21 protein-coding genes and 3 tRNA genes are annotated in these 25525 nt (G+C 31.7%); 8 read left to right on the forward strand and 16 right to left on the reverse strand.

Annotated elements, in window-relative coordinates; all coding sequences use genetic code 11:
* Positions 1 to 4: 4 nt before the first annotated feature.
* The 8 genes from DMZ43_RS05595 to DMZ43_RS05630 all read right to left on the reverse strand — a co-directional run bounded on the left by DMZ43_RS05595 (position 5) and on the right by DMZ43_RS05630 (position 6581).
* On the reverse strand, positions 5 to 850 hold the full coding sequence (locus DMZ43_RS05595; RefSeq protein WP_131506609.1) for an EcsC family protein: 846 nt from the start codon (positions 848 to 850) through the stop codon (positions 5 to 7).
* 1 nt (position 851) lies between these two features.
* Positions 852 to 2060 carry a restriction endonuclease subunit S gene (locus DMZ43_RS05600; protein ID WP_131506610.1) on the reverse strand — a complete coding sequence of 403 codons (1209 nt, stop codon included), beginning with the start codon at positions 2058 to 2060 and terminating at the stop codon, positions 852 to 854.
* Complete coding sequence (locus DMZ43_RS05605; protein WP_131506611.1) at positions 2057 to 3535, reverse strand: class I SAM-dependent DNA methyltransferase; 1479 nt, start codon at positions 3533 to 3535, stop codon at positions 2057 to 2059. Before DMZ43_RS05605 ends, DMZ43_RS05600 begins: the two co-directional genes overlap by 4 nt.
* 683 nt (positions 3536 to 4218) lie before the next feature.
* Positions 4219 to 5427 (reverse strand): site-specific integrase, encoded by a 1209-nt coding sequence (locus DMZ43_RS05610; RefSeq protein ID WP_131506612.1) that lies wholly within the window; start codon positions 5425 to 5427, stop codon positions 4219 to 4221.
* Positions 5428 to 5567: 140 nt separating this feature from the next.
* Positions 5568 to 5641, reverse strand: a tRNA-Arg gene (locus DMZ43_RS05615).
* Positions 5642 to 5671: 30 nt separating this feature from the next.
* Positions 5672 to 5746 (reverse strand) — tRNA-Pro (locus DMZ43_RS05620).
* A gap of 7 nt (positions 5747 to 5753) precedes the next feature.
* A tRNA-Ser gene (locus DMZ43_RS05625) sits at positions 5754 to 5837 on the reverse strand.
* An 84-nt stretch (positions 5838 to 5921) separates the two neighbouring features.
* A complete protein-coding gene (locus tag DMZ43_RS05630; protein ID WP_131506613.1) occupies positions 5922 to 6581 on the reverse strand; it encodes an HAD family phosphatase in 660 nt (219 codons plus the stop codon).
* A 268-nt stretch (positions 6582 to 6849) separates the two neighbouring features.
* Between DMZ43_RS05630 and DMZ43_RS05635 the strand changes: the two genes are divergently transcribed.
* A complete protein-coding gene (locus DMZ43_RS05635) occupies positions 6850 to 7287 on the forward strand; it encodes a hypothetical protein (protein ID WP_131506614.1) in 438 nt (145 codons plus the stop codon).
* Here DMZ43_RS05635 and DMZ43_RS05640 read toward each other — a convergent pair.
* The 7 genes from DMZ43_RS05640 to tsaD form a co-directional block, all read right to left on the reverse strand.
* Positions 7284 to 8465: an RsmD family RNA methyltransferase gene (locus DMZ43_RS05640; protein ID WP_131506615.1), complete on the reverse strand. Its 1182-nt coding sequence runs from the start codon at positions 8463 to 8465 to the stop codon at positions 7284 to 7286. The genes DMZ43_RS05635 and DMZ43_RS05640 overlap by 4 nt on opposite strands.
* A 7-nt stretch (positions 8466 to 8472) precedes the next feature.
* On the reverse strand, positions 8473 to 9561 hold the full coding sequence (locus DMZ43_RS05645; protein WP_131506616.1) for an AI-2E family transporter: 1089 nt from the start codon (positions 9559 to 9561) through the stop codon (positions 8473 to 8475).
* 21 nt (positions 9562 to 9582) lie between these two features.
* The gene (locus DMZ43_RS05650) at positions 9583 to 10083 is read right to left on the reverse strand and encodes a TrmH family RNA methyltransferase (RefSeq protein WP_131506617.1); all 501 of its coding nucleotides are present in this window, start codon (positions 10081 to 10083) and stop codon (positions 9583 to 9585) included.
* Between the two features lie 435 nt (positions 10084 to 10518).
* A complete protein-coding gene (locus DMZ43_RS05655) occupies positions 10519 to 11160 on the reverse strand; it encodes a DUF4159 domain-containing protein (RefSeq protein WP_131506618.1) in 642 nt (213 codons plus the stop codon).
* Position 11161: 1 nt separating this feature from the next.
* Entirely contained in the window at positions 11162 to 11866 is a 705-nt protein-coding gene (locus DMZ43_RS05660) for a 16S rRNA (uracil(1498)-N(3))-methyltransferase (protein ID WP_131506619.1), read from the reverse strand.
* Between the two features lie 2 nt (positions 11867 to 11868).
* A complete protein-coding gene (locus DMZ43_RS05665) occupies positions 11869 to 12507 on the reverse strand; it encodes a peptidylprolyl isomerase (protein ID WP_131506620.1) in 639 nt (212 codons plus the stop codon).
* Positions 12508 to 12679: 172 nt separating this feature from the next.
* The gene (tsaD, locus tag DMZ43_RS05670) at positions 12680 to 13702 is read right to left on the reverse strand and encodes a tRNA (adenosine(37)-N6)-threonylcarbamoyltransferase complex transferase subunit TsaD (RefSeq protein WP_131506621.1); all 1023 of its coding nucleotides are present in this window, start codon (positions 13700 to 13702) and stop codon (positions 12680 to 12682) included.
* Positions 13703 to 13795: 93 nt separating this feature from the next.
* Here tsaD and DMZ43_RS05675 point away from each other — a divergent pair, with 93 nt between their 5' ends.
* The 5 genes from DMZ43_RS05675 to DMZ43_RS05695 all read left to right on the forward strand — a co-directional run bounded on the left by DMZ43_RS05675 (position 13796) and on the right by DMZ43_RS05695 (position 21654).
* Positions 13796 to 18214, forward strand: a complete 4419-nt coding sequence (locus DMZ43_RS05675) for a translocation/assembly module TamB domain-containing protein (RefSeq protein ID WP_238155783.1) — start codon at positions 13796 to 13798, stop codon at positions 18212 to 18214.
* A gap of 140 nt (positions 18215 to 18354) precedes the next feature.
* Positions 18355 to 19341, forward strand: a complete 987-nt coding sequence (gene pfkA, locus DMZ43_RS05680; protein WP_131506622.1) for a 6-phosphofructokinase — start codon at positions 18355 to 18357, stop codon at positions 19339 to 19341.
* Positions 19342 to 19357: 16 nt separating this feature from the next.
* Positions 19358 to 20359, forward strand: a complete 1002-nt coding sequence (gap, locus tag DMZ43_RS05685) for a type I glyceraldehyde-3-phosphate dehydrogenase (protein ID WP_131506623.1) — start codon at positions 19358 to 19360, stop codon at positions 20357 to 20359.
* 59 nt (positions 20360 to 20418) lie between these two features.
* Positions 20419 to 21279: an N-acetylglucosamine kinase gene (locus tag DMZ43_RS05690; protein ID WP_129760009.1), complete on the forward strand. Its 861-nt coding sequence runs from the start codon at positions 20419 to 20421 to the stop codon at positions 21277 to 21279.
* Positions 21280 to 21291: 12 nt separating this feature from the next.
* A complete protein-coding gene (locus tag DMZ43_RS05695) occupies positions 21292 to 21654 on the forward strand; it encodes a methylglyoxal synthase (protein WP_131506624.1) in 363 nt (120 codons plus the stop codon).
* 30 nt (positions 21655 to 21684) lie between these two features.
* Here DMZ43_RS05695 and guaC read toward each other — a convergent pair whose 3' ends face one another.
* A complete protein-coding gene (guaC, locus tag DMZ43_RS05700; RefSeq protein ID WP_129760011.1) occupies positions 21685 to 22725 on the reverse strand; it encodes a GMP reductase in 1041 nt (346 codons plus the stop codon).
* Between the two features lie 151 nt (positions 22726 to 22876).
* Between guaC and DMZ43_RS05705 the strand changes: the two genes are divergently transcribed.
* Together DMZ43_RS05705 and DMZ43_RS05710 are read left to right on the forward strand one after the other, a co-directional pair.
* Entirely contained in the window at positions 22877 to 23209 is a 333-nt protein-coding gene (locus tag DMZ43_RS05705) for a hypothetical protein (protein ID WP_131506625.1), read from the forward strand.
* A gap of 151 nt (positions 23210 to 23360) precedes the next feature.
* Complete coding sequence (locus DMZ43_RS05710; protein ID WP_131506626.1) at positions 23361 to 25496, forward strand: winged helix-turn-helix domain-containing protein; 2136 nt, start codon at positions 23361 to 23363, stop codon at positions 25494 to 25496.
* Positions 25497 to 25525: the final 29 nt, after the last annotated feature.

A 25525-nucleotide genomic window follows, 5' to 3' on the forward strand; every position in this document is an offset into this window, starting at 1 on the left:
ATATTCAGATACTAGTTTTTTCGTATGCTTTACGCACCAATTCTTCACCATATTTACGCTCCAGACGTCTTATACTAAAATGTGCTGTGGCCATTTTTTGAAAATGGTTAATAAAGATAAAATTGATACTACCACCACCAACTGCACCTGCAATAGGTACAGCTTGTGCTATTGCCTTTTCAGTTATTAAAATACTAAGTCTAGATGCAATTTGGGTAATGAATTTGGTAATTACATTCGATCCCATCGCACTTGCACCAGCAACAGTAGAGTTAATGATGGCTTTAATGCTTGAAGCTGAAACATTACCTAAAGCAGATGTTAATCCTGCTCTGGTTAAATAATAGCTAGTCTCTAGACCATCATCACTTTCAGAACTCCCTCCTAATGCAAACACCTTTAAACATTCCATTTGTGCTTCAGCTGTGTAAATATTTTCACCTTGGCTCCTTGCTATATCAAGAATTGTTCGCATTAAGAACTTTGTAGTAACCGTCATTTCAGATATGAAAATAGCGGTTCCTACTCCTGTTGTTGAACCAAAGAAACCAGCACCAGCACCAGAAGCAGTTACTATTGCTTTGTATGTTCTTTTTGAAGGTTTTTTAAACTCCTTATTTTTTTTGAGAGTAAGAAGATTTGTTTTTAAAATTTTCAGTAGTATGTTTTCAGTAGACCTTTGAATAAGTGATATCATCTTATCTGGTATTAACTTTGAACCAGATTCTATAGCACCACCTAGTTTGTTAACGCCTTTAATAGCCCAACTTAAATTTACCATATCATGCTTAGCCTTTCTTATTATTGCTAAGTCTTCTTCCGTTACGGTATGTGTAAGACCAGTCTCCATATTAACTTACTAATTCTCCTTTAAACGCCTTTCGTAATAAGCTGTTAAACAAATAATTAGCTTTATCTAGCTCTTGTTGTGCTAGCGCTTTTTGAGCTTCTATTGCTTGAATACGTTCTTCAAATTGTTTCTGCAAATTAAGAGGCGGTACTATAAATGGAAACTTTTTGAAATCCTTCATTGGTGGGAAGTTTGGAATACCTGCACCACGATTTGCCCCAAAAAACGTGTCTCTAAAATTCTTTTGTCGAAAATGAAATGTAAAGAATCTATTGGTCATAACATTTTGGTTGACAGTCACTTTAAGTAATGCTTGATTTATTATACCAGGTCTTGCTTCTTTTGGCACAATTGCAAGTTTACCTAAATAAACTCCAGAACAGCTAATTATTATGTCATCAGGTTTAACCTCAAACCCTTTAAGCTCTTGAAATTTTGATTCATCTATGAAGTATCTGGCAAATGTGAAATCATTGTTCAAAGCATGATATTGCTCATAAACGAGATAACCATCCTCTACAAATATTTCTTTTTTAAGTGCTCCTCCAAATGGACCTCTTTTAATAGCGTACTTATCGCTACTAGCTATATCAACTATGGTTTTGGTGCTCCAACCCTTTGGATTAGTAACAGGATCCCCAAACATATCCAAAAACAACGATTGTGTAAGCTCATCGTATTTTTCTATAAGTGCTTTTGTTTTTTGCCTGTATGCATCTGCTGTATCTAAGACGTGGGCTATTTGTTTTTGTTGGTCTAGTGGTGGAAGTGGGATTTTTAGCTTTTTAACTATATCTTTATTTAAATTCTTTACAACTGCACCTGAAGCCTTTAAAGCCAACTTTATCTTAATTTCTTCTGAACCTAAATAGTAATAAAAGTAATCGGTATGAATATTTTCATTAATTGGGCTTAGAACTAGCCAACCATCATGGATACAACCTGATGTTTTCAAAATATAAGGTCGTCCAAAACTCATTGAATTAGTTAATAGAAAATCTCCTTCATTTACTATTCTAGATTTCATGACACCTTCGGGTTTAATCTTTTTAGCCGTTTGTTTTATGTATTTACCACCATCTTTAGTATCTCCGATCATTATCCAATTAACTCCATCCTGTTCATCAGTTAAAAAATCATTTATCGGACGAGGTGAACCACCTCTCGCTACATCAAATATTTCCTCTATTTTGACAATTTCCCAACTCATTTCAGCATTTCTTTTAAGGCAGTTAGAGCTTCATTACGCTGTTTGCCTAACGTTTCAATATCACTGATGATAGTTGCAGGTGCATCATACTCAATTTCCTCATAAACGATCTCTTTATAGCGATTTATAGATAAGTCCCAGTCGTTATCCTTAATCTCATCAAATGGAACTAAAAAGCTTTTTTCAGTTCTAGCTCGTTCAAGTTCATTCTCCATGGAATGGTATCTAGATAGTATCTCTGGAATATCATTGTCCTTAATCTGTGTACGCTTATCATCTAAACTGTAACCATCTGCTTGCATATCATAAAACCACACTTTGTCTGTGCCACCTGTACCTGTTTTGGTAAAAAACAGTATTGCGGTACTTACACCAGCATAAGGTTTAAATACTCCACTAGGCATAGAGACTACTGCATCTAGCTTATGGTTTTCAATAATTTCTTGTCGTATCTGCTTATGTGCCTTAGAGCTACCAAATAACACACCATCTGGTACAATTACAGCACATCTACCGCCTTTTTTTAACATTCTTAGCATTAGTGCTAAGAACAGTAGTTCTGTCTTTTTAGACTTTACTGTTTTAAGTACAGAACTTTCTACCTCATCATAGTCTAAAGCTCCTTTAAATGGCGGATTAGCCAATATGAGTGTGTATTGCTCTCTAATATCTGCCATACTTTCACCAAGAGCGTTACCTTTAACAAGATTTGGTCTATCAATACCATGTAACTGTAAATTCATAGCACCAATACGTACCATAGTATCATCTATCTCAATACCATTAAACATTTTAGTGTTAAAATGGTCTCTAAAATCTTTATCTAAGAACCAATCTTTATGGTTGTCTCTGTAATATTCACTTGCAGTTACTAGAAACCCAGCACTTCCAGCAGATGGATCACAGATAATATCGTCTTTTTTAGGTTGTACTATATCTACCATCATTCTAATGATGTGTCTTGGTGTTCTAAACTGTCCGTTAGTACCAGCAGAAGCAATTTTAGAAAGCATATACTCATAGAGATCGCCTTTAGTGTCTCTATCTTTCATATCAATACCATCTATTAGCTGAACAACCTGATCTAAAAGCTTTGGTGTTGCTATAATAAAGTTGGCATTCTTCATAAAGTCTGCAAAAATGCCTCCTTTGTTACCAACTTGTTTCATATGATCGAAAACAGTCAAAGTCCTATCTTCTGTAACTGTTGTAAACAACTCAAACATGCTCTCTGGATCTTTATTTTTGAATGAGCTCCAGCGAAGTTCCTTTTGTTCTGGTGTGAACAGTGTATTTGTTAGTGGAATACCAACGGTATTTGCTTTCTTTTCTTCTAATAGCTGACGTTCATCTAAACGTCTGATAAAGAGTAAGTATGTAAATTGCTCAATAACTGTAAGTGGGTTGGAAATACCTCCTGACCAGAATGTATCCCATATTTTATCTACTTGTGATTTGAGTTCTCCAGTAATCATTAAAAATTATGTAGTTAAGGTTTGGTTTAAGTTGCTCTAAAAATAACAAAGTTTGGATGTAATTTTTAGAAATTTGACGTTTTTGTCAAAAAAACAACTGAAATACGATAAATAAGCACTCTATTTTTATCTATTTAATAGTAATAAAAACTAAAATGTTAAAATTCGATTAAACCTTATAAAAACTGATGTTTGAAGCATTTTTTACTTGTAAAAAAGAACTATTAGTTATACATTTGGTATGTACCCTCTTTAAACTTAAAGAGACCAGCTGTGGAAAGAATCTGAAGAAAAAGGATAACAAGCAGTTTAGAAGTTGGATTGGTAATTGCCACCTTGGAATAATAGGTATAACATAGCGATGAGATTTTCTCCGATAGGTACACAAAGAATTAACGAAAGCAATAGCTTGGGACATAACACAAAAGTAATAAGTGTTCTGAATTAACAGAAGTTGTCGGTATCCAAGGTGGGTGTAAATAGATTTAAAAATCTATGACGTACAGTATTGTATAAGTTAATTTTGAAAACAGAAAAGTAAGCTAAAAACTTACTGTTTTTGTAGCCCAAGAGGAAATTGGGAAGGGGATTTTTATGTCTTTTTTTTTCTCGTAATCATAATTATTTATCACTTTACATTAATATTCCAGAGATGACATAACAAGATTTAACAATAGCATAAATTAACTCTTATTATATGTAATTACTTTATAATGCATGTCATCAACTTTATTGTCATCAAAAGCATCTAAATAAATAGCTGTGGTTCTATTACCGTATTCATGACCTAAAGCTTCTGCAATTAATTCATTAGAATACCCTAAACGCTTTGCTATAGTAGCAAAACTGTGTCTAGAAGTGTAAGTAGTAATTTTACTATCAATTTTTAATTCCAGAGAAAGTCGCTTTAAATATTTGTTAGTAGTTTTTATCCATTGTTTAATTACTTTCTTAGCTTCTAAACTGTCTTCTTGCATAGTTTCATTAATTATTGGTAGCAAATAGCTACTATTTTCATACTTTAAGCTTTTAATAATGTCTTCTGCAGGCTTAAAAAGTTTTATACTATAGTTTTTATGTGTTTTTCTACGTTTATAAAATATTCTACCATCAATTAAATTAGACTTCTTTAAATAAGCCATATCTGTAAATGAAATTCCACGTAAATAAAAGCTTAACATAAAGAAATTTAATGATTTACTCGCTGTAGAATTTTCATCTAGTTTAATAGACAGTAACCGTTTTATCTCTTCTCTGGAAATAGCTCTTTTAGCTGTTTGTTCAGACTTAATAGTAATGTCATAAAATGGATAATTAGATCTATCTACAAGTTGATGTTTTATAGCTTTATTGTAGATAGCTCTTATTGTTCTAAAATAGTTAGAAATACTATTTTGTTTGAGACCTTTAAGTTTTAGATGAAGTTCGAACTTTTGCAGTAGTACATAATCAATTTCAGAGAACATAATATCTCTTTTACAAAAATCTAGAAATCTGTTCATAGCTGTTCTATAAACAATGGCATTTCCAGTATTTTTTGTTTTAAACATTTCGTCAACTAGCTGTTGAGTGAATACTTTAAATGAGCATGTTTTAGCTTCGGTTTTGCCTTTTATAAGTAGCCTTAACTTTTCGATAGTTACCTTATCATCTAAGGCCAAAATTGCTCTTTCTATTGCTAAGTAATCATTAAGTAGCTTTAGATTAATACTTTTTGCATTTGAATTGGAATTATTCACATTAGAAGTAGAGCTATTCCAGTGCTCCTTTAATACAGAAACTCCAGCATTGATGGTGTAGACTTTTTTAAGATGTCTGATTTTGTAAATAATGCTGTAAGTACCATTAGACTTAGCTCTTCGTGTATCGAGCTTAATTTTTACTGTTGCCATAATTTGGAAGTATTATGGTCAAAGTGTGCGCTGTTTTGTGCACGTTTAGCGTCAGAAAGTAGTCAAAATTTGTTGTTCTCTGGAAAAATAGAAACGAGCTAAAACAAAAATAACCTCCTGAAAATCAGAAGGTTATTTTGTGATCGCGACAGGATTCGAACCTGTGACCGTCTGCTTAGAAGGCAGATGCTCTATCCAGCTGAGCTACGCGACCCTTCAAGAATCTAATCGATTCTGAATAAAGTCGGGGTGGCAGGATTCGAACCTGCGACCTCCGCGTCCCAAACGCGGCGCGATAACCGGGCTACGCTACACCCCGAAAATTGCGGAGAGACGGGGATTCGAACCCCGGCAACACTTACGCGTTGACAGATTAGCAATCTGCTCCATTACCACTCTGGCACCTCTCCAATGCATTATATAAAGAACGTTCCTTAAATGCGGATGCAAATGTAACTTTTCATTATAAAGAACGCAACTATTTTTTAAACTTTTTATTCAAAAAAATATTTCGAAACCTCATAGTTTATCTCATTAAAACTGCTAATCACTTTATTAGCTTTAGAGTAGTCCTGATTTTTTGAATGTTTGCTATCGTATCCAACACAAAAAATATCAGCTGCATTTGCTGCTAAAATACCGTTTGTCGAATCTTCAATAACAATACAGTTCTTTTTATCATGACCAGAAAGTTCTGCGGCTCTCAAAAATATTTCAGGATGTGGTTTGGAAGCTTTTAGTTCTGCACCACTAATTTTTGCTTTAAAATATTTATCAAGGTCAAATTTATCAAATACCTTGTTTATAGTGCTTCTAGATGCTGAAGAGGCTAAAACTAAAGTGATCTCATTGTCATGATAATCCTTAATAAGCTCATAAACGCCATCTAACAATTGTAAGCTATTGTCAGTGTCAAATAAGCTGTTAAAATGTTTACGTTTAGTAAGTTCTAAGTCAACAGGGTCTTCATCTAAACCAAAATGAGTACATAAAGCTTTACATACATTTTTTGTGGATTGTCCTGTGAAAGATTCGTAGTGTTCAGTGGTAACATTTAAACCAAAGTCTGAAAACATAGAATGGTAAGCTTTATGGTGTAAAGGTTCGGTGTCTACAATTACACCATCCATATCAAATAATACAGCTTTTAACATGTTGTCAATTTTTGTGCGAATATAATGATGATTATAGCTTTAGTCATCAATCAAACTCATTTAATCTAAGTTCTTGTGTTAATTATGACTTATAATTAATTGAAAAAGAGAACGCTAAACTACTTATTTATGTTAAAAAATGGTAATCAAATGCTTAAAAAATGGTTATTTATCGAATAAATTAAACACTTTATCGAATATTTTGATCAAATGAAAACTTTTTTAACATATATTTGCTGCAAATATTTTCATTTAAACCCCAAATCGAATGAAACCTAACTTAACCAACAAAGCTATTGCTTTTGCAATAGTATGTACTACATTTTTTAATTGTTCTATAGAATCTATAGACAATTCACAATCAGAATCATTGATAGTTCAAGAAGAGATTCAAACTGCAACAGAATCTACTACATGTAGTGGTTCTAATCCAACAGCTAGAATAACAAATAATGGAACTGTTATTGTCGATTTTGAAATACTTACAATTGATGGAACATTATTGGACAGTGAGTATAGTTTAGCTCCAGGAGAAAGTTCTTCATGGAAAACTTTTGATCAAGGAGATATTATTTTTTCAATTACCAATGAAGACCCAAACATAAACGATTTAAAAGTTGCTTATAACATGAGCGCTTGTATGGAATTTGATATGGAGATTGGACCAGATAACTTGCTAACAACAGCAACACCTGAATCACTTTAAGATACTTTTTTACAAATAATCACAATTTTTTCATTGTGAAGGTTTGTTGTAAAAAAGACATAAGTATCGCCTCCATCTTTAATTTTGAATTTTTTTCGAATTTGCTGAACCGCTTCAGGAAAGTTTCGAGTACTGATATTAGCTTTTTCATGCAGCTCCTTTTTTAGGAGCTGCTTGTTATATGGTAATACACGTTCAATTTTAAAGCGTCTTCCTGGAAATTCAACCAAGTCTTGTAAAGTGTATAAATGAGTATGTTGATGAAGCTTTAAAACATTTAATTGTTTTGAAACAGATTTGAAACCACCAGATTTTAATACTGCTGCATTGGGCTCGTACAAATAGGTTAGTGGCTCACTAAAGTTGGTTGTTATTGCTTGTTCTTCATTTAATTTAAAATCAAATGTTTCTTCAACAGTTTTATTAATGTTTACTGTTTTAATAGAGGTTTCTGCTTCAACCCCTTTTTCTAAAATCCAAAGTAGCTCTTTAACCTCGTTGTTAACAGTAATAACATGTATGGTTTTCACGTAATTGAGTTCACTAATTCCAACTGATATATCTAATAATGGAGAGGTTTTTATCATTACATTATTAGTATGGTTGAAAATAGTGTTAAGTTGCTTTGGTACATCAGGTAGGCAATCTTTTAAAAAAAACACCTTACCCTTTGTGTCGTGTCTTCTGGACGGATCAATATAAACCCAGTCGTATTGTTTATTATTGTTTAATAATTGAGAAACTCCATCATTAGTTATGGTTTCAATAGTATTAACTCCTAGTTCTTTATAGTTATGCGAGACAATTTCAGAAAGCTCACTGTTAATTTCGCAGTGAGTAACTTCTTTGAATTTTTTTGAAAAATAATAACAGTCAATTCCAAAACCTCCTGTAAGGTCTATGATTGAATTACCAGTTATTAAACTCGATTTATATTTAGCAGTCACTTCAGAAGAAGTTTGCTCAATATTCAGCTTGTTTGGATAGTATATTTTTTCGGTATTAAACCATGTTGGAAGCTTTGTTTTACAGCGTTTTTTTGCTTCTATTTGCTCTACTAGTAGTTTTATGTCAACATCAGAATGATGATTCTTTTTTAATAATAAATCGGCAGTGTTAGAATTTATGTTTTCATTTATAAATTCTTGATTTATAGTATTTAAAATATTTTTATTCAAAGTAAAACTATAAGTCTTTAGTAAGTTTTTTTACGACTTTATTTTCTGAAAGAAACTCTTTTAAAATCACTTTTATAGCAGTGTAAGCAGGTACTGCAATGATAAGACCCACAACACCAAAAAGGATTCCAGCTATTAGAATAACCAAGAAAATTTCCAACGGATGTGATTTTACACTTTTTGAGAAAATTATTGGCTGACTTCCAAAGTTATCAATCAGTTGTCCTATAATAAAAACTAGAAGTACCCAAAACGTTTTTGGCATAATCACTTCGCTAAAGCTTGCTCCAAGATTACTTGTCATTGTTAGCGTAACCATTAAAGCAGCTCCAACTAAAGGACCAACATAAGGGATAAGGTTAAGTAATGCACATAAAAACGCAATAACTACAGCGTTTTCAACACCAATTATTAATAATCCAATGGTATAAATTATAAACAGAATTAAAATTTGAAATATAAGTCCAACAAAATAACGCGAAAGCAAGTCTTTAATTTTGGTTGAAGAATTGCTCCATCTGGTTTCCTTATCGTCAGGAATAAAGGTCATAATTCCGTTTTCAAAAAGACGACTATCCTTTAAGAAGAAAAACGAAATGAATAAAACCGAAAACAGTCCAATGCCAAAACTACCTAATCCGCTAGCTAGCGAGTTTAAAAAATTAGGAATTAGTGCGTAATCAATCTTATTTAAAAGATTAGATTCTTTTATAGATTTTTCAACATCAATATTATTAATTTCAAAATAGGTGAGTGCCTGATGGTATAAATCTTGAATGTTACTCTGTAACTGATCAATATCTAATAATGACAAATTATGACTTTGCTTAGTAATTAAAGGAATAAACAATCCTATGAGTCCAATTAAAAGTCCTAAAAAAATAGCCATTGTAGTAATAACAGCTACAGTATTATTGAATTTTAATTTCTTTCTTAAAAATAATACTATAGGTCTACCGATTAATGAAATAACAGCTGCAATAGCAATGTAAACTATTACGGCTTGAATTTTATACAAAAAAAACAATGTTAGCGCTATGCCTAAAACAATAGCTAATGCGCGTAAAATTCCGTTGGAAATAGTTTTTGAATTCATAAAGTAAAGATATAAAATCTACTACATTAATTGCTTGGTGATTTCATATAAAGCAATTGTTGTTGCTTGTACCACATTCATACTGCTGTTTTGTCCAAACATATTAATATGCAATACGTGGTCACATTGTTTTAAAAGTGACTCTGAAACACCAAAATTTTCATCTCCAATGATTAGAGCGATAGGTTGATTTTGCACAAATTGATGGTTATGTATTGGTTTACTACTAGATGTAATCTCTAAAGCAATTATTTGGTAACCTTTGGCTTTTAAGGAAGTTATTACCTCAAGCGTGTTTTTTGCAAACTCGTAGTTTACAAACTTTTCGGTTGAGCGTGAAGTTTTAGTGACTTTTCTGCCAATGGTAATGCCTTCACCACAAAACACAATATTTTCTATTCCAAAAGCATCAGCTGTTCTAAACAAGCTGCCAATATTTGGTGCATTGTTAATGTTATCGCAAACAATTGTTATTGGGAACGTACGTTTTGCAAAGTTGCTTGAGTAATAATCTAATTGCAATGGATAAAAATTAATACGAAATTAGTAAGCAACCTGAATCCGTTTTACAAAAATCATGATCACAATCTAAAATTATGGTTACTTCATTTGTTTTAAAAACATGATTATTTATAGAATAAAGAGGAAGGATGATAAAAAAGATTCCTAATAGAAAAAAAGTAAATCTTAAAATTAGTGATGTAGATTTTTCTTCAGGTATTTCAAAATTAAATGGATTTTGCGAATTAAAATGCATAATATCAAAAATACTAATTAATTTCAATAATAAATATAATAATTATAGGTATTACAATGCATAATGTAGCAACTAAATAAGCAATCTTCTTTTGCTTCTTTGTTAATTTACTATGCGAATCTTTATTTAAAGAATATTCTGAATAAAAATCAAATATTGAAAATATTATTTTCAGAATATCATTCATAAATTAAATTAAATTAGTTTTCAAAAGCATACTTTACAATGTTTGCTCCCATTTTTAAAGATTTTTCTCTTACCTCTGGTGGGTCGTTATGAACTTCTGGGTCTTCCCAACCATCGCCTAAATCGCTTTCAAAAGTGAACAGTAAAACCAATCTGCTTTCATAAAAAATACCAAAAGCTTGCGGACGTTTACCATCGTGTTCATGAATTTTTGGTAAACCGTCAGGAAATTTATAAGCAATATTGAATATATCGTGCGTTTTTGGCAATTCAATCAATTCTGCATTAGGAAACACCTTTTTAAGTTCTTCAGTAACATAAGGTCGCATTCCGTAGTTATCATCAATATGTAAAAAACCTCCAGAAATAAGATAGTTTCTAAGGTTTTCGGCATCTTCATCACTAAAAAACACATTTCCATGTCCTGTCATGTGCAGTAATGGATATTGAAAAATATCAATGCTACCGACTTCAACAGTTTGCGGATTTGGATTTATTCTAGTATTAATGTTGTTATTGCAAAAGTTAATAAGATTAGGTAATGCTGTTGGGTTACTATACCAATCGCCACCACCTTTATATTTTAAAACAGCTAATTCCTGAGATAAACCCAAAGTAGAGTATAGAAAAGCGATGATTAAAATTAGGTGCTTCATATTATTGATTTACAAAAGCTACAGAATGGCAAGCTACAATTGCAGCGGTTTCTGTACGCAATCTTGTGTCTCCCAAAGTTACAGGAATAAAATTATTTTGAAGTGCCATTTCAATTTCTTTAACACTAAAATCACCTTCTGGCCCAATAAGTATAATGATGTCTTGAGTTGGTTTTAAAAGGTCTTTTAAAGATTTTTTATCAAGCTCCTCACAATGTGCAATAAATTTTTGTCCGTTAAACTCTTGAGAAATGAAGCTTTTAAACGATATAGCGTCATTTAATTTTGGCATAAAAGCACTTAACGACTGTTTTGTAGCAGATTGAATAATCTTTTCAAAACGCTCTGATTTTATGACTTTACGTTCGCTATGGTCGCAAATAATAGGAGTGATGGTGTCTATTCCTATTTCGGTGGCTTTTTCTAAAAACCACTCGTACCTATCATTCATTTTTGTTGGAGCAACCGCTAAATGTAAATTGTAGTTGCGCTTTAGCTGTAGGGTTTTAGATGTAATTTCTGCCATACAGTTTTTTATATCTGCAACCTGTATTTTGGCAGTGAATATATAACCGTTTCCGTTGGTAATATGCAGTTCATCTCCAACCGATTTTCGCAATACCTTTATAATATGGCGACTTTCATCTTTTGGAAACGTAATTTGAACAGCGTCTTCAGTTAATTCAGGATTATAAAATAACTGCATTATTAGTATGTTGGTTCGGTAATTTTAAGCACTTTAATTTCTTCAATAAGCTTAGTGTCATGCGTTTTTACGACTACGTAATAAGCGTTTTGAGTTGGCACATCAACTGAAAAAATATCATTTACACTATGCTTTCCATTGATAACTTGATCTTCAAATTCTGGAAACATATCACCTTGTGTAAACCACCCTAAATCACCTCCACGTTTTGCACTATCATCCATTGAGTAGTGTTTTGCAAGGTCTTTAAAACGGTAGCCTTCATTGTATTTTGAGATAATATCAGCTCTCAAATCATCAATATCTTCCATCGATTTTTTATTGCCATCAAGAAAAATATAACTCACTCTATAATACGGAATTTCTTGTTTTTCAATAACCTTATAATGGGTTTTATCCATTTCGTTTTTATAGACTTTTTTTCCTCCTTTTTTTAGTTTAAAAAGATCTTTGGCTAACCTAGTATTATGTTTTTCTTTATTGAAGGTTATAATTTTTCCTTTAAGCGCTTTATTGCTTTCAATAAATTTGGTAGCAAGCGTTTCATCTTCAATAGAATCTAATTTCTTTTCGATGCTATTTTGCCCAACAGCAATCATTGTAAAAAAGCCAAATGCAATACACAGTAAGTTTTTTGTCATAATGTAGGATTTTAAGGTTTCAGTTCAAAATTAAGCCTATTGTTGAAACATAAAAGGTCTTAGGTTTTAAGTTTTTAAGAATTGATTGTTTATAACTTGATTTTGAGCCACTTTTTATTTTAAACTAATCAAAACTAAAAAGCTCAATAATCCTAAAAGTAGCTTGCATGATTTATAGTTTCAATCGAGCAGAGGCAACAACATTGTTTTGTGAAAATTCACCCTCTAAAAACTTTAAATGCCCAACAATAGCAATCATTGCAGCATTGTCTGTTGTATATTCAAATTTTGGAATATAGGTAGTCCAACCAAATTTCTTCTCACCATCTTTTAGTGCTTTTCGTATGCCAGAATTTGCAGACACACCACCACCAATAGCAATGTGTTTGATACCAGTTTCTTTAGTGGCTAATTTCAGTTTATCAATTAAAATACCAATAATAGTATATTGTATAGACGCACAAATATCATTGAGATTTTCTTCAATAAAATTTGGGTTTGCTTTTGTTTCTTTTTGAATAAAATAAAGAATTGCAGTTTTAAGACCAGAAAAACTAAAGTTTAATCCGTCAACTTTAGGTTTGGTAAACTTAAAGGCTTTTGGGTTTCCTTGTTGTGCTCTTTTGTCAATTTCAGGACCAGCAGGATAGCCCAAGCCTAATATTTTTCCGCTTTTATCATAAGCTTCACCAACTGCATCATCAATAGTTTCTCCAATAACTTCCATGTCAAAGTAGTCAGACACTTTTACAATTTGTGTATGTCCACCAGAAATGGTCATTGCTAAAAACGGAAATTCAGGTTTATTAAAATCTTCTTCATCAATAAAATGAGCTAAAATATGTGCTTGCATGTGGTTAACATCTATTAAAGGAATGTTTAAACCATAAGCCAATGACTTTGCAAAAGAGGTTCCTACAAGTAACGAACCCATTAAACCAGGACCACGAGTAAAAGCAATGGCATTAAGTTGAGATTTTTCAACACCTGCTTTTTTTAGTGCTTGTTGTACAACAGGAACTATATTTTGTTGATGTGCTCTCGAGGCTAATTCTGGTACAACACCTCCATATTCTTCATGAATTTTTTGGTTTGCAACAACATTGCTTAAAATCCTTCCGTTAAGCATAACCGAAGCTGCTGTATCATCACAAGATGACTCAATTGCTAGTATGTAAATATTTTGTGAAGCCATTAATATAAATTAGGCACAATAATTGTTAATTTTGGCTTCAAAGTTATAACTTTAAAACGTATCAAAAAATTTTTAAAAATAGTATCAAAGCTCTTGGCAATTCTTTTGCTATTGTTCATCATTTTGGTGTTGATACTTTCTATTCCTGCTGTACAAACGCGTTTAGGGAAACATGCAACAAAACTGGTTAATGAAGAATTTGGTACAAATATCAATATTGAAAAAGTAGGATTACAGTTTAATGGAGATGTAGAGTTAAAGCATATTTATGTTGAAGACTACAAAAAAGATACGCTTATTAATATTGCCGAATTAAACACATCAATCATTAATTTTAGAAATCTTTACAATGGCAAACTTGCTTTTGGAGATATTGATATTATTGACCTTACCTTCAATATAAAAACTTACAAAGGCGAAGACCAAACTAATTTAGATGTGTTTGTTGCAAGGTTTGACGAAGAAAACCCAAGTAATGAGAAAAGTGGATTTTTACTTTCATCCAGTGATGTATCTATTTACAATAGTACGTTTAGAATGCTAGATGAAAACAAGGAAAACCAAAAAATACTTGAATTCGATAACCTTAACATTAATGCAACTGATTTTTTAATTGATGCTAGTGATGTAAGTGCTCGAATCAATACTTTGTCGTTTAGAGATAGTAGAGGATTGTCAATTCAAAATATGGTTACAAATTTTGAGTACACATTAGACCATATGTCGTTTAACGATTTGAGTATAAAAACTGAAAACTCAAACCTTAAAGGAAATGTACGATTTGATTATAAGCGTGAAGATTTTAAGGAGTTTACCGATAAGGTTAATGTTACTGCAAATTTTGAAGATTCTGATATTTTCTTAAACGACCTTAATACATTTTATAATGAGTTTGGTGTTTCTCAAAAAGCGAATTTTACTGTTGATTTGTCAGGAACACTTAATGATCTTTATGCTGAAGAGCTAAAGCTTAATACAAGTTCACGTACTAGAATTTACGGAAACATCAATTTTAAAAACTTGTTTAATAGCGAAGATGATAACTTTTCAATGGACGGAAAGTTTGATAACCTTTCATCAAATTACTACGATTTAAGAGCATTATTACCAAATATACTAGGTGAGTCTATTCCTTCAATATTTTCTAAGCTTGGAGATTTTAATATCAATGGTACATCTCACATAACATCTACAACTATTGATGCCGATTTAGATATTTATACAGATTTGGGTGAAATAAGTTCCAATCTAGAAATGACTCGTGTTAATGATATTGACAACGCGAGTTATAAAGGTAATGTAGTGTTTAATGATTTTGATTTGGGTAAATTATTAGATAATCCTGAAATAAAAACCACCTCATTTAACCTTGATGTGGACGGAAAAGGGTTTACATTAAAAAACTTATATACCAACATTGAAGGTCAGATTTACGAATTGGATTTTAACGACTACAATTACCAACACATAACCGTTTCAGGAGAGTTGGGTAATAATATTTATAATGGTCTTTTAAAGTCAACCGACAAAAATTTCAAATTCACGTTTGATGGTTTAGCCGATTTATCTAATGAGATTAAAGCTTTAGATTTTAAGGCTAATGTTGAATATGCAAACCTTAATGCATTAAACTTTATTAAGTCCGACAGTATTTCAGTATTTAAAGGAAATGTTGAAATGTCAATGAAAGGTTCAGGGATTGATGATGCTTATGGTAGTTTAAATTTTAAAAACACCACCTACATCAATCAAAATGACGAATACTATTTTGAAGATTTTGACATCTCATCTACATTTCAAAATAAAAAACGAACAATAGCTATAAATTCTCCTGATATTATTGAAGGTACTATCAGTGGAGATTTCAAGTTTAAGGATATTGGTAAGCTAGTTGAAAATTCAGTGGGAAGTATTTATACCAACTACGTTCCTAATAAAATTGAAGGTAACCAGTATATGGACTTTAATTTTAAAATATACAATAAAGTAGTTGAAGCCTTTTATCACGATTTAGAACTTGGTAAAAACACTTTTGTAAAAGGTAGAGTAGAGAGTGATGAAAAAGGCTTTAAGCTAACATTCAAGTCGCCTCAAATACGTTTGTTTGATTATTTTGCTAACGACATATCGTTAAGTATTGATAATAGCAATCCTTTATTCAATACTTATGTAGAAATAGATTCACTCAACACAAAGTACTATAATGTGTCTAAATTCAGTTTAATTAACGTTACACAACGTGATACGCTTTTTGTAAAATCTGAATTTAAAGGAGGTAAGGATAATACAGATGAGTTTGACCTTAATATGTATTATACTGTTGATGAGAATAACAAATCGGTTATAGGATTTAGAAAATCAGATGTCGTTTTTAAAGGCAATACTTGGAATATTAATGACGAAAAAGATAATCTGCATAAAATAGTTTTTGATAGAGACTTTAAAGAGTTTGATATTGAAAAGCTAGTAATGAATAATTACAATGAGCAAATTGAGTTGTCAGGTGTGGTTAGAGATTCTACCTACAAAAATATAAACCTAGGATTTACTGATGTTGACCTTTTAAAAATAACACCAAGAATTGATAGTTTAAACCTTGAAGGTTTAGTAAATGGAAAGGTAAATATTCTACAAGAAGATGGTGTGTACTTACCAACATCAAACCTCGATATCACTAACCTCAAGGCAAATGATTATGATTTAGGGTCTTTAAGTGCTAACATTACAGGAAATCAATCTCTAACCAATTACAAGGTTGATGTAAAACTTATTAATGATAATGTAAAATCCTTTTTGGCTAATGGTAATATTGATGTTGGCGACTCATCATATATAGATTTAAACTTAAGTTTTGATGAGTTTTTACTTAATCCACTAGATCCTTTTGGAGAAGGTGTTATTACTAATATTCGTGGTTTAGCTACAGGACGAGCAACTGTAACTGGTAATCTCAAAAATCCAGATATAAATGGACGTTTATTATTAGATAATGCAGGATTGAGTATTCCTTATTTAAATGTAGATTACAGTTTTGATTTTGACTCTGAAGTGGAGCTCAAAGAGCAAAAGTTTATATTCAATGATGTGGTTTTAACTGATTCTGAATATTTCTCTAAAGCAACACTTAATGGATTTATTGGTCATAATAGTTTTTCTGATTGGACTCTAGGGTTAGATTTAGAAACCAATCGTTTCTTAGTTTTAAATACTGATGATGACGAAGAAGCACTTTACTATGGAACAGCATTTGCAAGAGGTGTTGCAAGCATTTCTGGGCCAACAGACCAATTGGTAATTGACTTTGATGGAAGTACCGAAAAAGGAACCGTCTTTAAAGTACCACTTAACGACCTAGAAACTTATGGAGACAACTCATACATTCACTTTTTAAGTCCTGAAGAAAAGGAAGCACGCAGAAAAGGAGAGGAGTATGTTGAAACCGAAATAAAAGGACTGGAACTTAATTTTGACCTTTTTGTAACTCCTGATGCTGATATTGAAATTGTTATAGACCGTAATTCTGGTAGTACCATTCAAGGTTCAGGAAACGGAAACTTACTTTTTGAAATAAACACCAATGGTAAGTTTAATATGTGGGGAGACTTTGTAGTAAACAAAGGGGTTTACAATTTTGCTTATGGTGGTTTAATACAAAAAGAACTTGTTGTTGAACCAAACGGAAGTATTCGTTGGGAAGGCGACCCAATGAAAGCGCAAATAGACCTAAAAGCAATTTATAGTACATCTGCTAATCCTTCAGTATTATTAGACAACCCAATTAACAGAAGTATTGATGTAAATGTCGAAATAAGCCTAACAGGACAATTGGAACAACCTGAACCTAATTTTGCATTTAGTTTTCCTAATGTAGACTCTACAATTAAATCAGAGTTAGAATATAGATTAGAAACAAGAGAAAGTAGAGAATTTCAAGCGTTAAATTTATTGTCTTTTGGTGCATTTGCTAGTGAAATAAGTTTAGGTCAGCAAGCCTATGGTACCATTGCAGATAGAGTAAACAGTTTATTCAATAGTTTATTTGAAGACGAAGATGGCAAATTACAAATAGGTGTCAATCTTCAACCTGGAGAGCAAACTCCAGATTATCAAACTGATGATAGATTAGGCTTTACATTAAGCACTAAAATTAATGATAAAGTATTCTTTAATGGTAAGGTTGGTGTGCCAATAGGAGGTGTTAACCAAACAGTAATTGCTGGTGATGCTGAGATAGAAGTACTATTAAATGATGATGGTACGCTTTCGGCAACGTTTTTCAATAGAGAAAATAGCATTAGAAACTTTGGAGAAGAAATTGGATACACACAAGGAGCAGGTTTATCATACAATGTCGAATTTGATACATTTAAAGAGTTAATCAACATTATTTTTTCTGGAAAGAATAAAAAGAAAAAGAATGCAAAAAAGACATCTGATAATGGCCCAAAAAAGAAAGATGACAACTTCCCAGATTACATCAATTTGAAGTCAGATTCGCAAAATAACGACTGATTTTTCAACTCACTTTTTCACATTTTTAATTTTTTTGTTAACGAAATCGTTTGAATTTTAACATACCGATAAAAATTTGCAGAAACCTTATTTTTATTGCTATATCTTTGTTAAGTTTACTTTTTATAATGTCGAATTTAATGAATAAAAACATAAAAAAAATTGCTGTTTTAACATCAGGTGGAGACTCTCCAGGAATGAATGCAGCAATTCGATCTGTAGTTAGAACTTGTGCATATCATAATATAAATTGTGTAGGAATTTATAGAGGATATCAAGGTATGATTGAAGGCGATTTTAAAGAAATGGATGCTCGTAGTGTAAAAGGCATTATTAACAAAGGAGGTACCATATTAAAATCTGCAAGATCAAACGAATTTAGAACTGTAGAAGGTCGTAAAAAAGCTTACGAAAAACTTAAAGAAGCTAATGTTGATGCGCTAGTTGCTGTTGGAGGTGACGGAACGTTTACAGGAGCAATGATTTTTAGTAGTGAATATGATTTTCCAGTAATGGGAATTCCAGGAACTATTGATAACGATATCTTTGGTACTTCACACACTTTAGGCTATGACACTGCTTTAAACACTGTAGTAGATGTCATTGATAAAATTAGAGATACTGCAAGTTCGCACAACCGTTTATTCTTTATTGAAGTAATGGGACGCGATGTTGGACATATAGCACTAAACGCTGGAGTTGGTGCAGGAGCAGAAGAAATTTTAATACCTGAAGAAGATTTAGGGTTAGAACGTTTACTAGAGTCTTTACGTCGTAGTAAGCGCTCAGGAAAATCTTCAAGTATCGTTGTGGTTGCCGAAGGTGATAAAATAGGTAAAAACGTATTTGAGCTTAAAGACTACGTTGATGAAAACTTAGCCGAATATGAAGTGCGTGTATCTGTTTTAGGTCATATGCAAAGAGGTGGTTCGCCTTCTTGCTTTGATAGAGTATTAGCAAGTAGAATGGGAGTAAAAGCTGTAGAAAGCCTTTTAGAAGGAAAATCAAACTACATGGTTGGTTTACTCAATGATAAAATGGCGCTTACACCATTAGACCAAGCTATAAAAGGACAATCAAAAATTAATTTAGAATTACTACGTGTGTCAGATATCATGACCACTTAAACCTTAAAATAAGAATATGTCAAATTTAAAATTAGGAATCAACGGATTCGGAAGAATAGGAAGAATAGTTTTTAGAGCAACTATTAAAAGACCAGATGTAGATGTTGTAGCAATCAACGATTTACTAGACGTAGAACACTTAGCATACTTATTGGAGTATGACTCTGTTCATGGTAGATTTGATGGTACAATTGAAGTTAAAGATGGAAACTTAGTTGTAGATGGAAAAACAGTAAGAATTACTGCTGAAAGAGACCCTAAAAGCTTAAAATGGGACGAAGCAGGAGTAGATATCGTTGCTGAGTGTACAGGTATTTTCACAACTTTAGAAACAGCTAACTATCACATTGAAGCTGGAGCTAAAAAAGTAGTAATTTCTGCACCAAGTAAAGACGCTCCAATGTTTGTAATGGGAGTTAATGATAACGAATTAACTGCTGACCACAAGATTGTTTCAAATGCATCTTGTACTACAAACTGTTTAGCACCTTTAGCTAAAGTATTAGACGACAACTTTGGTATTGAAGAAGCTTTAATGACAACTGTTCATGCAACAACAGCAACTCAATTAACTGTTGATGGACCTTCACGTAAGGATTATAGAGGCGGAAGAAGTGCTTTATTAAACATTATTCCTGCATCTACTGGAGCAGCTAAAGCTGTTGGTAAAGTAATTCCTAAACTAAACGGAAAACTTACAGGTATGGCATTTAGAGTACCTACTGCAGATGTTTCAGTAGTAGACTTAACTGTTCGTACTCAAAAAGAAACCTCTTTAGAAGAAATTAAAGCTGTTTTCAAAAAAGCATCTGAAGGAGACATGAAAGGTGTGTTAGGTTACACTGATGAATTAGTAGTATCTCAAGACTTTGTAAGTGATGCTCGTACAAGTATATTTGATGCTGATGCAGCTATTGAATTAAATTCAAAATTCTTTAAAGTTGTATCTTGGTATGATAACGAATTTGGGTATTCCAACAAACTTGTTGACTTAGCTCAAAAAGTACACTCGTTATAATAATAATTTAATTCCGTAGAGTTTATAGTGCTTTACGGAATTTTTTTTACATAAAATTTATGATATTAATTGTTGATAGTGGTTCTACCAAATGTGATTGGATAGCAGTAGATAACAATGGTAACCAATTACTCGAAAAGATAAGAACCAAAGGGCTCAACCCAGCAATATTAAAAGAAAAAAAGCTTTTTAAGATTATTAAAGCTAGCGAAGAATTAATGACTGTTAAAGATCAAGTAACAGACATTTATTTTTATGGAGCTGGTTGTGGTACAGAAAACCCAAGATTACTACTTACCCAAGTATTACGCTCTTTGTTTTTAAAGGCAAATGTAGAGGTAAAAGAAGATACCATGGCTGCTGTAAGAGCTACTATTAATACTCCAGATGAAGCTGCCGTTGTTTGCATTATGGGTACTGGTTCTAATTGTAGTTATTACGATGGTAAAGAATTACATCAACGTGTTAAATCATTAGGTTACACCTTAATGGATGATGCTTCTGGTAATTATTATGGTAAAGAATTAATACGAGATTATTATTATAATCATATGCCAGAGCAAATAAAAGTGGCTTTTGGAGACAAGTATAATTTAGAAGCCGATTATATCAAATACAATTTATATAAGCAACCAAACCCTAACGCGTACTTAGCTAATTTTGCTGAGTTTATGATTCTTAATAAAGATTCTGAATACATAAAAGAACTAATAAAAAAAGGTGTTAGGAGATTTGCAAAAAACATGATTCTTCAGTTTAAAGAAGAGTTGAAAACTGCACCTGTACATTTTGCAGGTTCAATAGCATTTTTCTGTCAAGATGAAATTAAAGAAGTTGCTGAAGAGTTAAACTTTAAAGTAGGAAATTTTGAAAGAAGACCTATTGAAGGTTTAGTTAACTTTCACACAAACGCTTCATAATTTAGTAATACAATGGAAATAGCAATAATTGCTCATGATGGTAAGAAAGCTGAAATGGTTCAGTTTTTAAATCAGCATAAAGACATATTATTAAGCAAGAAAATAAATTTAATCTCTACAGGAACCACTGGAAAAAAAGTAAAAAAAGCAGGTTTTGAAGTTACAAGACTGCTATCTGGTCCTTTAGGTGGAGATGCTCAAATTGCTGCTAGAGTAGCAGAAGGACAATGTAATATGGTATTATTTTTTAGAGATCCTCTTGAAAAACATCCTCACGAACCTGATGTGCTTATGTTAATGCGTTTATGCGATGTACATGATGTACCATTAGCAACCAATCCAGCAACAGCAGAACTTTTAATGAAAGCACTTTAAATTAATAAAGTGCTTTTTTATGTATAGAAATTAAGGATTATAGACTTGATTTTCCTGTTCGGCAACTCTAATAAATGTAGTACGTTTAGTAAGTTCCTTTAAGCGTTCAGCACCAACATAAGTACATGTGCTTCGTAAACCTCCTAAAATATCTTGTAGCGTGTTTTCTACATTACCTCTGTAAGGAACTTCAACAGTTTTACCTTCACTAGCTCTGTATTCGGCAACACCACCAACATGTTTTTCCATAGCAGTAGAAGAACTCATTCCGTAAAACTGTTTATAAGGTTTACCATTGCGTTCTATAAGTTCGCCACCACTTTCATTGTGTCCTGCAAGCATACCTCCAAGCATCACAAAATCTGCAGCAGCACCAAAAGCTTTAGCTATATCACCAGGAATGGTACAACCACCATCACTAATAATTTGTCCACCTAAACCATGAGCAGCATCAGCACATTCAATAATTGCAGATAACTGTGGATAACCAACACCTGTTTTTACTCTTGTGGTACAAACGCTTCCTGGTCCAATACCAACTTTTACAACATCAGCTCCAGAGAGCAACAGTTCTTCAACCATTTCACCAGTAACCACGTTACCAGCAATAATAACTTTATCAGGATATTGGTCTCTGGTGCGTTTTACAAACTCTACAAAATGTTCAGAATAACCATTAGCTACATCAATGCAAATGAATTTATACTGCGGATTAAAATTTAAAATTGAAGCTAGTTTTTCAGAATCTTGTTGTCCTGTTCCTGTACTAATTGCTAAGTAATCTTCAATACCTTCAGGAGCATTAGATGAAAACACATTCCAATCGGTAATAGAGTAGTGCTTGTGTATTGCGGTAAACAATTTATGTTTTGACAAGGCCAAAGCCATATCAAAAGTACCAACGGTATCCATATTGGCAGCCATAATAGGTATGCCTTTCCAGTTGACCTTACTGTTTAAAAAAGTAAATTCTCTTTCTAAATTAACCTGTGAACGACTCTTTAATGTAGAACGTTTTGGTCGAATCATAACATCTTTAAAACCTAGTTTTATTTCATATTCAATGCGCATAATGGATATAATTGGGTTACTATCAAAAATACAAAACTCAAGTGTATGTTTTTGGTTGACTTATTAACAATTTATACAATAAGTTAGATTGATAAAATGTATATTAGTCATTAGTTAAATATTGTAATCGACAAATAGATTAGCTTTTAATATGACTAAATATTATAAGGAAAAAGCACTTTTGGCAACCGAAAATAAGATTGATAGCATAAAGCGAGATGCTGATTTTTTTAAAAGAAATTTAAACAGATTTATTGTTTTTGGAACTTTAGCCTCTTTTGTAGCTCCAAATTATGGAAAAGACAAACCACTTTATGCAGAATTAAATGTGTCTTATTATGATTTAGTAGTCTTTTTTGTAATTGTATTTGCTTCAATTTGTTTTATTAGTTACATCATATGGAAAGTTCAAGATAGGACAAGAATGCGGAAACTACTAAAACGTAAAAAAGAATTAGAAGAAGAAATAAAGAGTTATGAGTAATTTATTAATAGCTATTGATATTAAGTTTAATGTCATGAAGTTTTAAGATTGAATTTTAAAAATAAAAAAACTAAATTCGTTTAACTGTCGATATAAATTATTAAAACAATTCATATCTTGTTGTTATATGCAAGCTGAATAAAACAAGGAAATGGAATATAATCAAGAACAAACCAATGGATTCTTTGAAGCTGTAGAATCTTTAAAAAAATATAGAAGAGCAGACTTAATTGACACTAGAGGAAGAAGTCTTTTAAAAGAGCTCTATACAGACCTTTTACCAAATGATTATATTTTACAAAAATCTTTAAAGCAAAACACAACCTTTTTGATTGGTAGAAAAGGAACGGGTAAATCAACCATTTTTTTAAGAATTGAGCAGGAATTGCGTGATATGAAAGGTTATCTTCCTTGCTATCTTGATGTTAAAACGATTTATGAATCCTCCCAAACCAAACTTGCAAGAATAAATGGGGTAGAACAACTATTATCGCCAGAAATTCTTGAAAAATACCTAGTGGAAAGAGCATTTATTCAAAATGTTTTATCAGCTATAATTCTAGAAGTAACCAAGAAATTTGACTCAAAAGTTGATAAGTTATTAGAATTAATTGGAGTTACCCAAGTAGAAGCTGTAAAAGAAAGATTAGCGGAATTAAAGAACAACATAGAAGATAATAAATATTTAGAGGATATAGAAATACCTATACTTCAAAAAATAAATACTACACAGAAAACCACAAACGAAAACTCAAAAGAACGAAATATAGCAGTTAAAGGAGTAAAAGGTGAAGCAGGAATTGGAGCAGATGGAATTAAAGGTAGTATTGAGACTGATTCAGGAATTGATTGGAAAAAAGGTTCGAAAAAAACATCTGAAAATGAAGATAATTTTTCAAATATTTTTCTTAAAGTATTCCAAATAAAAGAAATAATTATTGGTATAAAAGAGGCTCTATCAATATTAAACATAAGACATCTTTATATTTTATTGGATGATTTTTCGGAGATTGATGATGAATCAATTATCACATTCGTTGATGTTATTCTTGCTCCACTAAATAATTGGTCTGACGAATTCATTAAATTCAAGGTTGCAGCTTATCCAAATAGAATTTATTATGGTAAAATTGACCCTGGAAAGATCGACACAATTAATTTGGATTTTTACAACTTATATTCAGAATTTGACAGAGATAAAATGGAATCGAATGCTATCGATTTCACCAAAAGAATTCTAGAGAAAAGATTTAATAAATATGTAGGTACAACAGTAGAGACCTTTTTTGACACTTCAAAAAATTCTATTGAAAATTATTATGAGATGCTGTTTAACGCCTCGATGAATGTCCCAAGAATTTTGGGATATATTCTTTCTTATTGTTATCAAAGTAGAATAATTTATAACAATAAAATCACCAAAAGTGATATTGAATCTGCTTCTCGAAGGTATTATGAAGAGAAAATATTTTCTTTTTTTGAAACTACAACGCATTCACTAATTTCAATTGACGAAAAAATTTCAGTTCTTCAGTTAAAAAGCTTATTAAATCTTTTCATTAATAAATCAAAAGATATAAAGCGTAGAATTACCACAAATGATTTAAAAGGTTCTATCTACACTATAAAAGAGCCTTTTACAAGTCATTTTCATTTCGACCCAAGATTTGAAAATTTCCTTAAGACTTTGGAATTAAATTTTTTCATAAGCAAGTATAATGACCTTAGTGATAAAGATGGAACTCCTGTCTCAATTTACTCTTTAAATTATGGTCTATGTAAAAAAGAAAATATTTTTTGGGGTAAACCAAAAGGTTCCAAATACAGAAAATATTTTATAGAAAGACCATTTAATTATAATAAGCTAATAACAGAGTTTCTTTCAAACGCAAGAAGAATTATTTGTTCAAATATTGATTGTAAAAAACAATTCGAAATAGAAGACCTCAAATTTTTAGAGTTTACCAATTATAAATGTAATAAATGCCAGTCTGAAGTAATTATTGAAACTCTTGCAGAAGATATTAGAGAACAAATAGCAAAAATAGACCAAAGCAAAATGTTACCAGTTCCAGAAGTAAAAATCTTAAAGGAATTACAGAACTCAGATACGGAATTATATGCTAGAGATATAGCTCAAGAGGTTGATTATTCAGGTCAACTAATTGGTTGGAGAGCTAAAAAACTAGATGAAACTCACGATTTAATAGAAAGGGAAAAAGAAGTCGGAAAAACATATAAATACACATTATCCGAAAAAGGAAAAGTATTCTTTACTGGTAATTAAAAGCCAGTAAACAAAAACGTATATAAAAA

This window comes from Meridianimaribacter sp. CL38, from assembly GCF_004328055.1.
Classification (GTDB): Bacteria; Bacteroidota; Bacteroidia; order Flavobacteriales; family Flavobacteriaceae; genus Gaetbulibacter_B; species Gaetbulibacter_B jejuensis.